Raw genomic sequence first — 11,789 nt, forward strand, 5'->3', positions numbered from 1 at the left:
GAGCAGCGAGGCTCAGCGCACAACCACGCCCCAGCACGCCGCCGCAACTCAAATCAGAACACGACTCCCAACCTCAGCCGATCGGTGGAATGAGGATTAGCCGGCGCCTAAACACCTCGCCGTGAGCGCCTATGGCTGGTGATGGTCCCCGCTCCACTCCATCCGCGGGTGTCGTTTTCGCCCTGTGGCTCCTTCTCTGCTCAGCCCCGCTCGTGCACCGGTCTGGCACTCGCCGGGGGCTCTCCGACCTCTTGGATCGAATGGCCGCCGCAGGCCGTCTTGGTAACGCTGGCCCGTTCGATTCGAGACACGGTGAACCATCGCATTGCGTCGCGCAGTCGGCACCACCCGACCAGGTACCACTGGCCGTTCGCGCAGGCGAAGAGCACGGGTTCGACGTCGCGTGTGGTCGTGGTCCCGTCTCCCGATGTGTAACGAATACGGAGTACTCGCTGCTCGGCCATCGCCTCCTCCAGTGCCGATCTGATTGCTCGTGACGCGGAGGGCGGCGCGTTGACCCACACTCGGCCGGCCAGCTCGTCGGCTCGTGCTCGGGTTCGGGGATCGAGGACGTCCAGGATCTTCTTGATGCCGGCTGCGGCCAGATCGGCGTAGGGGGCATCGGACGCAGCGGACACGGCTGCCATGAGCGCCACGGCCTGCGACGGGGACAGGCTGACCGGCGGCAGGGACGCGCCTATAGCCAATCCGTAGCCGCCGCCCGGACCTGGGCGCGACCAGAGAGGCGCGCCGCTGTTCTCTAGCGCAGCGAGGTCTCTCTTGACGGTGCGCACCGACACTTCGAACTCTCTCGCCAGCCGCTCGGCGGAGCAACCCCGCGATCCGTTGCGGCGTAGCATCTCGGTCAACGCATGGAGTCGTTCTGTTCGCTTCACCGTTCGACCCGCAGCAAATTCATGACATAAATAGTGACACACACCTGCCGGTAGTGCCTACGAGAGTAGTGACATGACAACTACATCGAGCAGTCCCACCATCATTCTCATCGCCGGTCACTGGCTCGGCGCTTGGGCGTGGGATGAAGTTCTTGAACACCTGAAGACCGACCTCTCTCGGGCAATCGCGCTGACTCTGCCCGGTCTCGACGGGGACGATCCTGAGCGTGCGGCGAAGACCCTCGACGATCAGGCCGCAGCGATCCTGGACGTCATCACTCGACTCAATGACTCTGAGCATCAGCCCGCGATCATCGTCGCTCACAGTGGCGCAAACGCCCCCGTCAGCCTCGTCCTGGACCGGCACCCTGAGCTTGTCCATCGGGTGGTGTGGGTCGATTCCGGCCCAGTGGCGACGGGAAGCGTCTACGCCCCCGACCTCCCGGAGGGGATGGAGGAGCTTCCGCTGCCGCCGTTCGACGTTCTCGCCCAGCAGGCGAGCCTCGAAGGTCTCAGCGCAGAGGTCCTCGAGCGTTTTCGGGCCCGGGCGGTGCCTGAGCCCGGCCCCGTGCTTCGTCAGCCCGTCGAGCTCACGAACGACGCCCGTCGCATGGTCCCGACCACCCTGGTGTGCTGCTCGCTCCCGAGCGCGCAGGTGCTGGAGCTGGCCCGAGCAGGCCATGCCATGTTCGCCGAGGTCGCGAACCTCGAGCACCTCGATGTCGTCGACCTCCCGACCGGGCACTGGCCGATGTGGAGCCGCCCCGGCGACCTCGCCAAGGCCATTCGGTCGGCGGCATCCCGAACCGACTGAGCCCGCATGCGCGCGGCCGACCTCGCGAGTACCATTCCGGGCATCACTAATCCGTGACCGGCTCGCCAGCACTGCCAGCGCGGAGCCACCCAGAGGAACGCACCGTGCGCGCAGCCAACGAAGACAACAGCGGGACCGCGGCGGCAGGGATCGCCGCGAACACCAATCGGGCAGCGTTGCGTGCCGGTGGAATAACGGTGGTCATTGCCGGGCTCGGGGGTATCGCCTGGTTCACCCTCGAGCTGCTGCCACCGGTGCTCGGCTTCGATGACACCGACAACCCCGCGGTGAGCCTCGACTATCTGCGCCAGTATCCCCAGTTTTACCCTCTGGCCGGGGTCGTACTTGTCACCATGGCACTCGCATTCGTGGTGGCGAGTTTCGCCGTCTCGGACGCGCTCGCACCCCGCGCCAGCAGCATCACGCGCCGAAGCCTGAGCGCGCTCGGAGTCCTGTCGGCGGCGTTTCTCTTCATGCACGGGGTCTTGCGCTTGTCGGTGGGGCCGTTGCTCTACATCGACGGAATGAACAGCAGCTGGGGTGAGTCCGCCTACCTCACCATTCAGACGTTGGGAATCCACGGTTTCGCCCAAGCGAGCCTCCTCTCGCTCTGTGTCTGGACCGTGGGCATCAGTGTCGCCGGGGCACGCTCCCGTGCCCTGCCGATCTGGCTGTGCGTCCTGGGGATCGTCAGCGGCCTCCGGCTCGTGGTGGTCCTCGCGGGTCCCCTCCTGATGGCAGCGAGTATCGAGCTGCCTGAGATCTTCTGGTTTGGCTCGATGGCACTGATTCCGCTGGCGATGCTGTGGTGGCTGGCGCTCGGGGTCGTGCTGCTGGTCATGTCCCGCCCCATCCGCAAGCAGAAACCTGTCGATTCGGTGCCGTGAGCTACGTCGAAGCGGGGGCTTGACCGCACAAAACCACGGCGCTATGTTCCGCCGTGTCGGTGTGGCACGCCTCGGAAGGAGTCCTCGGATGTCCCATGTGTTCTACGGTGTCTGGTTGGTTCGGCGGGGAGGTCTGGGTTGGGCCACGCACGAGGCGAAGTTCCCCACCCTCCCGATTTTGGCTCACATCCAGTTGAGCTCTGTTCACCTGCAGGACGGTGACAGGTTCCAAATGTTTCGACAACAGTATGCGCTGGCCTATATCGAGACTGTGAATACTCCCAGCGGAATCTGGGGGATCCCGAACCCGAACAAAGAGACGGACAACAACGTCTGGCTCACGACGGACCATCTCACATTCCAGCTGCAGGTCGACGGCGTCGTGACCGCTTCGGCGTTCGGTCTGATCCACGACCTGAGCCCGGGAGCAGGCAGCGAAGCCAAGGTGACCTACAGTCGGGATCTCGCCATCTTCGATGACGAGGGCCGGGTGCTGGGCACTCATCGAGTGGTGCAGCTGGAAGGCGGCGGGCGAATCGACCTTGACGACGTGCAGGAACGCGTGCTGGAGCGCGCCACGGCACGGTCCGATCGGCACGTCGATGTGGTTCCGGTCGACCTGGAGGGCATTCCGCCAGACGCCGAGTTCCGCATCAACCTGCGTACGCGCCGCCCGGCGCCTCCCCGCGGTTCAAGTCTGGGCTGATCGTTAGGGGTGCTCTCGCTCGCTCCCCCGCTCTCGTTTACAGAAGGAGTGCGTGCAGGCGACGGACCTACTTGCCGGCTGCCGCAGCGACTTCGGGCTGGCTTGCCAGGTGCGCGGCGAGCACGTCCCGCACTGTTGTCCAGGCATGGGAGCCATAGCGGTCGTTGTCGACGTGGTGCAGCTGGGCCTGGCCGCTGAACATGCTCACGAAGTACTGCATGCCCTGCCAGGCGGGGAAGGTCGCATCCTCGCTCTTCGACAGGCGCCGCACGCCCTTGGCCATCGCCGAGAGGGTGCCGGTGGTGCCGGCCCACTGCAGCGTGAATTTGGTGCCGGTCAGCTCCGACATCGTTTGGGCCACGCTCCGCGCGGTGACCCGGTCGCCGGCGATCTCCACGACCCGGGGCGAGTCGGGGTCGAGGGCGACGAGAGCCACGACCCGGGCGACGTCGTCTTTGGTGGTGAAGTCGAGGATCTGGTCGGCCGAGGACCAGTACATGACTTTGCGGCGACCGAACGCGATCATCGGCGCGGTGCCGGTGAGCATGTCGGCAAACGCACCATTGAGAACGGAGGTGACCTTGATCGGGGCCGCGTCGAGGTCGGCGGCGAACTCGCGGCGCAGCTCGAAGTTGCGATTGGTGCCCAGCGCGATCTGGCGGTAATCCGACGAGTAGTCCGAGGGGATGAACCGCGGCACGCCGGCGGCCACGGCCGCGGCCAGCAGCGCGCGCTGCGCATCCACGATCACCGGTCGGGTTCCGCTCACGGCCGACACGACAACGTCGGAGGCGGAGACGGCTTGGGTGAGCGCCGCGTGGTCGGTGTACTCGGCCGTGACGATGTCGACGCGATCGTTGGCGGCGTAGAGGCCGGCGGCCGAGGCGCTGCCCGGTCGGGTGAGCACGCGGATGCGGGTGTCGTGGGTGAGCAGTTCGCGAACGATGCGCTGGCCGAGGTCACCGGTGGCGCCGGCGACGAGAACGGATGTGGTCATGGGCGGGTCTCGGTTTCTGTCGTGGTCTGGGGGCGGCGGCGGGATCGCTCCGGGGCCGGCACCGGAAGGTTGAGGTCGGAGTTGGTGTCGGGGAGGGATGCCGCGGTGGCGCCGGCGCCGAGAGCGGCCTTGGCCAGCAGCTGCCGCAGTTGGGTTTGTTCGTCGGCGGACAGGCCGCTCATCAGGGCGCCTTCAACCGTGCGGAGAGCCACGCGGGCCGTGCGGAGCAGCGCGTGGCCCGCCTCGGTGGGGTGCACCTGACGGATGCGCCGGTCGCGCAGATCGGGGCGCCGCTCGACGAGCGCATCCGTCTCGAGCGCATCGATGATGTAGGTCATCGCGGTCTTGTCGATGCCGAGCCGGTGCGCCAGCGCGAGCTGCGACGTGGGCTCTTCGGTGGTGATCGCCACGAGCACCTGGTAGCCGCGGGGACCGCCGGGCACATCGGCCACGGCCACGCTGCCGGCCCGGGAGTAGCCATGGAACATCAACGTGAGCGACCAGCCCAGCTCGGTCTCGATGCCGTTGCTGGTCCAGTCGATCTGCGCCGCGGCATCCGTGGGCGAGGTGGGGAGTGATGCGTGCATGCAGAGATCGTATCAGTTTCAGATCATCTCAGAGCCAGAAGGTACCTGTGGAGGCACCGACCTCTAGGGTGAACAGCATGGAGCGAACATGGGGACTTCGATGGATTGGCGTGGTTGGGCTTCCGGTCGCGTTGGTGTTGAGCGGATGCACATCGACTGCAGATGCGGTCTCGCCGCCACCGGCTACCGCCTCCGACTCTGCAACAGATTCGGCAGATGACCAGGCGTCGGATCTGAGCGCGTTCGAACAGCAGCTACCGCTCAGCGGGGAGTTCGTCTCGCAAGCAACGGCCACTGAAGGCACCGTCGACATAGAGCGCCGTAGCGACGGGTCCGTCTGGGTCCTGCTGGACGATTTCCAGACCGGCGACGCGTCAGACCTGCGTCTGTACCTGAAGGAAGACGCGCTGGTTCAGGATGCGGACGGGTACTGGGGCTCCGCCGAGGGCGGTTACGAAATTGCCGTGATCGATCCGGACGCGACGGCCCAAGAGATTGAGGTTCCCGGCGCGTGGGACATGCCGGAGATCCGTTCGCTCACCGTCATGGACTACACCCCGCCCAACTTCCCGGCACTGGGTTCTGTCGCGCTCGACTGACGGCGTGAGTTTGCCGCCGTCGCCCGACCGCTACCCTCTGTAGGAGCCGAGTGTTGGCGGACAGGGCACGCGTGGGGTGGACGGATGCGAACGATAGACAGCACGACGAGCCTGCACACCGCGGCGCTCACCGATCGGGTGAAGCGCGGGGACGTGCGGAAGTTCTACCGGAAGTTTGCGACGCGGTACCCGTCGGTGCGCAACCCGCTCATGCTCATGCGGCGGGTGTGCATGTTCATCGGTACCGGCTGCGTCCCCATCGGAGCCCTCGCCCTGGCCTACGGCATAACGGAGGTGGTCAGCGAAGGCGCACCCGTCGCCGATGTCGTCGCGCCGGTCGCCGTCGGCGCTCTGCTGCTGAGCGTGGGAATCATGATGGCGCGGTTCTTCATGCGCACGTTCAAGCGCCGGGACACCCCCAAGCGGCACTACCGGTTGGCCCGGTTTGCCACCGCCAATAGCCTGAGTTACCTGCCCGGGCCGGTCTCCGGCAAGCACCTGAAACCGTGGGCCTCGCGAGGCGTTCTCACGCTCACGCGGGTGATGCGGCCCGCGTCGGAACGCACGATCGAGTTCGCCAACTACGAGCTGCGGGTTGACACGCTGGGCAGCAGCAACGCCCAGTTCGGCGGATTCTGCGCCGTGCGGCTGAGCACGCCCCTGCCGCACATCCTGTTGCGCGCCCAGGCCGCAAAGGCCGGAAAGTTCGCCCTGGCGGCACTGCCCGACAGTGCCCAGCGGCTCTCTCTCGAGGGAGACTTCGACGACCACTTCACCCTGTACTGCCCGGAGGAGTACGAGCGAGACGCGCTGTACCTCTTTACTCCGGATGTGATGGCCCGCCTGATCGATCGGGTGCGCGGATTCGATGTGGAGATCATCGACGACTGGCTGCTCTTGGTGAGCAGCCGCGACGTGGTGACCCTCGACCCGGAATCTTGGCAGGGACTCTACGACGCCGTGGGGGCCCTGGGCGACAAGATCGGCCGCTGGGAGCGCTGGCGCGATGACCGGCTGCCGGCGGTGCCGCGGGTCGCAACGGGCCCGGATGCCGGTGCGGTGGCGGTCGGGCTGAAGCCGGCCGCTTCCGCGGGCCGGGTGGCTAGGCGCGGGCGACGACTGCGGATGCGCCTGGGCTGGGGTGAGGCGATCGGGCTGATCGCGCTCGGATCGCTGCTCGTCGGCGGCGTGGTGTCGCTCTTCTACTCGCCCTGACCCGCGCCCGGGCCTGGCCGGGGCTGGCGCCCCCAGAACGGCACGAGAACGGGACGGTCGGTGGCTCGACCGGAACCGGTCCGGCGGTCCTTGACACAACTGGCCATAGCTACGGACCATCGCTGCTGGAAGGGTTGTCTTCATCGAGCATCCGCTCGTCGCAGCCGGCGATAGTGCAGTCGCACTGCCCGAGTTCTGCGCCACCGATTGAACGGACCGCTCATCTCCTCCACCGCTTCCCACCCCGCGCCGACCGACTTCGACTTCGTGATCGGCGACTGGACCGTTCATCACGAACGCTTGGACGGGATCTTCGTCGGCGCCGACACCTGGACGGCATTCGAGGGGCTCTCCTCCACGCGCAAGATCCTCGGTGGCCACGGCAACCTCGAGGACAACCTCCTTAGGCATCCGTCGGGCGACTTTCATGCGGTGGCGCTGCGCTCCTACTCCGTCGCCGATGGCGAGTGGCGCATCTGGTGGCTCGACGGGCGTAACCCCACGCACCTCGATACGCCCGTGCGCGGGGCGTTCAGGGAGGGTATCGGTACCTTCCTGGCGGAGGACGTGTTGGAGGGAGTGCCCATCCGCGTGCGCTTCATCTGGGATGCGACCGGGTTTCAGCCCACGTGGGAGCAGGCGTTTTCGAACGATGCGGGCCTGTCGTGGGAGACGAATTGGCGAATGACGTTTCGGCGCGCATAACCGTCAGGCCCGAGGCGGCCGTTGGTTGCAAACGCGGTCGGCCCGCGGGATCTCGACAAGCTCGATCAACGGAGAGGGGCGTGGCATCTTGATCGGTTCAGCCCGCCTATTCGAGCCAGCCCATCTCGTCGAGCCGGTCGAGGAACTCGGCCGGGCCGGCGAAGACCCTCTCGGCACCGGCCTGCATGAGCAGGTCTCCAGCGATGCCTCCGGTGAGCACCCCGAACGAGCGCACACCCGCGCTGGATGCGGCTTTGATGTCCCACTCCGAGTCGCCGACGAAGACGGCCTCGTGGGCTTCGACACCGGCACGGTCGAGAGCCACGCGCACGATGTCGGGGTTGGGCTTGGCCACATCCACGTCGTCGGAGCTGGTGGTGGCATGGATGGCGTCGTCGGCGTTGATGAGATCGAGCAGGATTTCCAGCTCGTCCTCGGGCGCGGAGGTGGCGAGCACCACGATGATGCCCTCGTCGTTGAGGGCTTCGAGCAGCTGCCTGGCGTCCGGCAGCAGCCTGAGCCGCGGGGCGAGAGCCTTGTAGTTCTCGGCGTGCAGGTCTTTGGCGCGGGTGATCCAGGCCTCGTCCCTCTCCCCCACCAGCGAGGTCAACAGCTCACCGGCATCCTGCCCGATGGAGCGGTGGATGAGCCAGGCCTCGACGTCGACGCCGAGGGTCTGGAAGGCCTGATGCCAGGCATCGACGTGCAGGTAATTGGAGTCGACCAGGGTGCCGTCGATGTCGAAGAGCACGGCCTGGGGCGCATGTGTGGTCATCGGGTGCTTTCGTCGAGCAGTCGGGGGCGGAGGTCGTTTTCGAAGAAGTCGAAGAAGCCGTCTTGGTCGGGGCCGGCGTTCATGAGGGCGATGTGGTCGAAGCCGGCCTCGGTGAATTCACCGATCACCTCGAGGTGTCGCTCCACGTCCGGGCCGCAGGCGAACTGCTCGCGGATGTCGTCCTCGCGCACGGTGGCGGCCGCGGCCTCGAAGTTCACCGGGTTCGGCAGCTCGCTCATCACCTTCCAGCCGCTCAGCGCCCAGGCATTGGTGCGGTGGGCGGCCGTGACGGCTTCTTGCTCGGTGCGCGCCCAGGCGAGCGGCGCCTCGGCGTAGAGCGGGCCGGTTCCGCCGGCCTCGCGGTAGCCGGTGACCAGGTCGGCCTTGGGCTCGGTGGCGAACAGGCCGTCGCCGTGCTCGGCGGCGAGCGCCACGGACTTGGGCCCGCTCACCGCGACGGCCAGGGTAGGCAGCACGTCGGGCAGGTCGTAGATGCGGGCGTCTTCGAGCTTGAGGTACTTGCCGTCGTAGTTTTGGAAGCCGCCCTTCCAGAGCAGGCGGATGATGTCCAGCGCCTCGTTGAAGGTGGCGTGCCGCTCGTGGATGCCGGGGAACCCCCGGCCCACGATGTGCTCGTTGAGGCGCTCGCCCGAGCCGACGCCGAGGGTGAAGCGACCGTCGGAGAGAAGCGCCAGGGTGGCGGCGGCCTGCGCGATGATGGCCGGGTGGTACCGCACGCTCGGGCAGGTGACACCCGTGGCGAGTTCGAGGGTGGTGGTCTTCGCGGCGATAGAGCTGAGCACATTCCAGACGAAGGGTGAATGGCCCTGGGCCTCCACCCAGGGGTGGAAGTGATCGCTCATCTCCACAAAATCGAAGCCGGCCTGTTCGGCGCGCACGGCTTGGCGAACGAGTTCCTGTGGTCCGAAGCTCTCAGCGATCAGCTTGTATCCGATTTTCATCCTTCGACGCTACGCAGACGGATGCGCCGGTGCAAGCCTTTGCGGCGGCACCGGGTCGGTCCACTCCACCCGCACTGCACGGATGGCGTCGGCCAAAGTGAGCCCGCCGAGCGCGGCGATGTACTCACGCGCGGCCGCTCGGGCCTCGGCGGGCAGGGGCGTCACATCGCGCACCCGGGTTCCCGAGCGGTTGGAGACGAGCAGACCATCGGATTCCAGCTCCGAGTAGGCGCGCGCCACGGTTCCGGGGGCGAGCCGCAGGTCGCCGGCCAGTTGGCGCACAGAGGCGAGCTTGTCGCCGGGCGCGAGGTTGCCGGAGAGGATCTCGTCGGCAAGCTGCTGTCTGATCTGCTCGAACGGCGGGGTGGGGCTGGCCTCGTCGATGGTGATCATGCGCGCGTGGTCGGCTCGGCGGGCTGGAGGGTGCTGGTCGCAGGGCGCACGGTGAACGGCGGCGTCACAGCATCCAGTACGGCCAGCAGCAGCAGAGCCACACCGATGCCCACCACGATGAGCCCGACGCAGAACAGGGTGAGCGCCACCGTGAACCACGGTTGGATCTCGGCGTAGCTGCCGTCGAACCACTGCCCGCTCGCCGCGCTCATAGCCCTGCCACCCATGAACATCAGCCCGCCCAGATAGACGATGAACGTGCCGGTGGTGAGCTTCACGATCACCCGGGTGATCAGTAGTCGCATCACCTGGTCGGCCTCGCGCAGTGTCGTGTGGGTGGGGCGGGCGGATGCGGCGACCCGCGCCAGTGCCGTCGCGGCCGCGATCGCGAGGGCCACGGTGACGAGCAGCACGGGCACGCCGTAGTACCAGCCGGGGTACGGGGTCGCGGTGCTGCTGTAGGCGCCGCTGTCGATGCGGATGGCGCGGAACAGGCCGTCCTCGGCCGCCTCAGACGTGAGTCCGAAGGCGACGATCACGCCGAGCAACAGCACCCCGGCAGTGGCCGGCAGCACCCGCGCCCAGGCCGGTGCGAAGCTCCAGGGGTGCCGCGGCGCGAGGTCGGCACTGCGTTGACTACCGGATTCCGCCACCGGCACCCCGGGCAGGGCGGCGATGACGAGCAGGCCGGCCAGGCTCATCAGAGCGGGGACCAGGAGGAAAACCAGGTCGTAGCCGGCGGGCATCGCGTGGTCGACGGCAAGGGCCAGGGCACCCACCACAACCGCCGCCGTGGTCGCGAGGGCTGCACGACGCCGGAAGGCGCGCCGCGCGGCGTGCAGGCTGGGCGCCAAACCGGCCGGCACGGTGACGCGCCGGAACGCCTCGGTGGAACGCAGCCGAGCGACCGCCAGCCAGACGAGGGCCAACGCGGCGATGATGACGACGAGCGGGATGAAACCCATAAGCGGCACCCTTCTGTACCAAGTGGTCAATACAGTATCAGGTGTGTCAGGTGATTGATACAGGGCCGTCCGGTCGAGTCGACCGACGCAGAAACGACTTGCTTTTGCATACGAACGCACTGGTAAGGTTAGGCAACCCTTACGACCGCGCCGGTTTGGACCTCTGCGCACGGCCGACGGGTGCGGCATCACAGCTGCCGCCGGTCCGTCCCTGACCCCTGCATCACGATCACGAGGAAAACCATGCCCCGCGCATCCACTCTCATTGCCTTCTCGGCCGCCGCCGTGCTCACCCTGGGCCTGGCCGGCTGCTCCACCTCCCCCGCCGCCGACACCGCCGAGGCCGCATCCGGCGACTTCACGCCGGTCACCATCGAGCACGCCTTCGGCGAGACCGTCATCGAGGCCAAGCCCGAGCGCGTCGCCACCGTCAACTGGGCCAACCAAGAGGTGCCGCTGGCCCTCGGCGTGGTGCCGGTGGGCATGGCCGCCGCCACCTGGGGCGACGACGACACCGACGGCATGCTGCCCTGGGTGAAGGAGAAGCTCGACGAGCTTGGTGCAGAGACCCCCGTGCTGTTCGACGAAACCGACGGCATCGACTTCGAAGCCGTCGCCGACACCAAGCCCGACGTGATCCTGGCCGCATACTCCGGCCTCACCCAGGAGGACTACGACACCCTTACCGCCATCGCACCGGTCGTGGCCTACCCGGAGACCGCCTGGGGCACCTCCTGGCGCGACATGATCTCGCAGAACGCCGCCGGCATGGGCATGGCCGCTGAGGGCGACGACCTCATCGCCGAGCTCGAGACCGAGATCGCCGCCACCGCCGCGAAGTACCCGTCGCTCGAGGGCAAGACCGCGATGTTCCTCACCCACGTGGACGAGGCCGACCTCAGCGAGGTCAGCTTCTACACCACCCACGACACCCGCACGATGTTCTTCGACGACCTCGGCATGGTGAGCGCCCCGAGCATCATCGAGGCCTCCGACGCCACCGACAAGTACTCCCTGACTGTGAGCGCCGAGCAGTCGGATGCGTTCAGCGACGTGGACATCATCGTCACCTACGGCGGCGCCGACCTGGTCGCCACCCTCGAGGGTGACCCGCTGCTGTCGCAGATTCCCGCGGTGGCCAACAAGTCCATCGTGAACCTCTCCGGCGACGGCCCCATGGGCACCGCCGCGAACCCCACCCCGCTGTCGATCTCGTACATCCTCGACGACTACGCTGCCCTGCTCGCCGCGGCGGCCGACAACGCTCGGTGACCTCAACAACCACTGC

At 67.3% G+C, this 11,789-nt stretch carries 14 protein-coding genes; 7 read left to right on the top strand and 7 right to left on the bottom strand.

Translation table 11 applies throughout. From position 1 onward, the window contains the following. Positions 1-200 precede the first annotated feature (200 nt). Complete coding sequence (locus RCH12_RS06970) at positions 201-896, bottom strand: helix-turn-helix transcriptional regulator (RefSeq protein ID WP_327016449.1); 696 nt, start codon at positions 894-896, stop codon at positions 201-203. Positions 897-969: 73 nt separating this feature from the next. Here RCH12_RS06970 and RCH12_RS06975 point away from each other — a divergent pair, with 73 nt between their 5' ends. The 3 genes from RCH12_RS06975 (at position 970) to RCH12_RS06985 (ending at position 3,303) form a co-directional block, all read left to right on the top strand. Continuing rightward, the gene (locus RCH12_RS06975; protein WP_327016450.1) at positions 970-1,710 is read left to right on the top strand and encodes an alpha/beta fold hydrolase; all 741 of its coding nucleotides are present in this window, start codon (positions 970-972) and stop codon (positions 1,708-1,710) included. Between the two features lie 104 nt (positions 1,711-1,814). Then, positions 1,815-2,597, top strand: coding sequence for a hypothetical protein (locus tag RCH12_RS06980; RefSeq protein ID WP_327016451.1), 783 nt, complete (start codon positions 1,815-1,817; stop codon positions 2,595-2,597). A gap of 88 nt (positions 2,598-2,685) precedes the next feature. Then, positions 2,686-3,303, top strand: a complete 618-nt coding sequence (locus RCH12_RS06985; protein WP_103430123.1) for a hypothetical protein — start codon at positions 2,686-2,688, stop codon at positions 3,301-3,303. Between the two features lie 67 nt (positions 3,304-3,370). On the opposite strand, the gene RCH12_RS06990 is transcribed toward RCH12_RS06985, so the two are convergent. After that, positions 3,371-4,300 (bottom strand): NmrA family NAD(P)-binding protein, encoded by a 930-nt coding sequence (locus tag RCH12_RS06990; protein ID WP_327016452.1) that lies wholly within the window; start codon positions 4,298-4,300, stop codon positions 3,371-3,373. After that, positions 4,297-4,887 carry a MarR family winged helix-turn-helix transcriptional regulator gene (locus RCH12_RS06995; RefSeq protein WP_327016453.1) on the bottom strand — a complete coding sequence of 197 codons (591 nt, stop codon included), beginning with the start codon at positions 4,885-4,887 and terminating at the stop codon, positions 4,297-4,299. The genes RCH12_RS06990 and RCH12_RS06995 overlap by 4 nt, the downstream gene beginning before the upstream one ends. 77 nt (positions 4,888-4,964) lie before the next feature. Between RCH12_RS06995 and RCH12_RS07000 the strand changes: the two genes are divergently transcribed. The 3 genes from RCH12_RS07000 to RCH12_RS07010 all read left to right on the top strand — a co-directional run bounded on the left by RCH12_RS07000 (position 4,965) and on the right by RCH12_RS07010 (position 7,406). Continuing rightward, complete coding sequence (locus RCH12_RS07000; RefSeq protein WP_327016454.1) at positions 4,965-5,486, top strand: hypothetical protein; 522 nt, start codon at positions 4,965-4,967, stop codon at positions 5,484-5,486. Between the two features lie 84 nt (positions 5,487-5,570). Continuing rightward, complete coding sequence (locus tag RCH12_RS07005) at positions 5,571-6,701, top strand: hypothetical protein (protein WP_327016455.1); 1,131 nt, start codon at positions 5,571-5,573, stop codon at positions 6,699-6,701. A 207-nt stretch (positions 6,702-6,908) separates the two neighbouring features. Beyond that, a complete protein-coding gene (locus RCH12_RS07010) occupies positions 6,909-7,406 on the top strand; it encodes a hypothetical protein (RefSeq protein WP_327016456.1) in 498 nt (165 codons plus the stop codon). Positions 7,407-7,512: 106 nt separating this feature from the next. Here RCH12_RS07010 and RCH12_RS07015 read toward each other — a convergent pair whose 3' ends face one another. From RCH12_RS07015 to RCH12_RS07030, 4 genes are read right to left on the bottom strand one after another with little or no spacing between them, the layout of a single operon-like run. Beyond that, complete coding sequence (locus RCH12_RS07015) at positions 7,513-8,181, bottom strand: HAD family hydrolase (protein WP_327016457.1); 669 nt, start codon at positions 8,179-8,181, stop codon at positions 7,513-7,515. After that, positions 8,178-9,143 carry a TIGR03557 family F420-dependent LLM class oxidoreductase gene (locus RCH12_RS07020; RefSeq protein ID WP_134480356.1) on the bottom strand — a complete coding sequence of 322 codons (966 nt, stop codon included), beginning with the start codon at positions 9,141-9,143 and terminating at the stop codon, positions 8,178-8,180. The genes RCH12_RS07015 and RCH12_RS07020 overlap by 4 nt, the downstream gene beginning before the upstream one ends. A gap of 9 nt (positions 9,144-9,152) precedes the next feature. Continuing rightward, positions 9,153-9,536 carry a GntR family transcriptional regulator gene (locus RCH12_RS07025; RefSeq protein WP_088456922.1) on the bottom strand — a complete coding sequence of 128 codons (384 nt, stop codon included), beginning with the start codon at positions 9,534-9,536 and terminating at the stop codon, positions 9,153-9,155. Next, entirely contained in the window at positions 9,533-10,501 is a 969-nt protein-coding gene (locus tag RCH12_RS07030; RefSeq protein WP_327016458.1) for a hypothetical protein, read from the bottom strand. The genes RCH12_RS07025 and RCH12_RS07030 overlap by 4 nt, the downstream gene beginning before the upstream one ends. Before the next feature lie 243 nt (positions 10,502-10,744). Between RCH12_RS07030 and RCH12_RS07035 the strand changes: the two genes are divergently transcribed. Then, positions 10,745-11,773 (top strand): iron-siderophore ABC transporter substrate-binding protein, encoded by a 1,029-nt coding sequence (locus tag RCH12_RS07035; protein WP_327016459.1) that lies wholly within the window; start codon positions 10,745-10,747, stop codon positions 11,771-11,773. Positions 11,774-11,789 lie beyond the last annotated feature (16 nt).

It is taken from the genome of Cryobacterium sp. MP_3.1, from assembly GCF_035984795.1.
GTDB lineage: Bacteria > Actinomycetota > Actinomycetes > Actinomycetales > Microbacteriaceae > Cryobacterium > Cryobacterium zongtaii.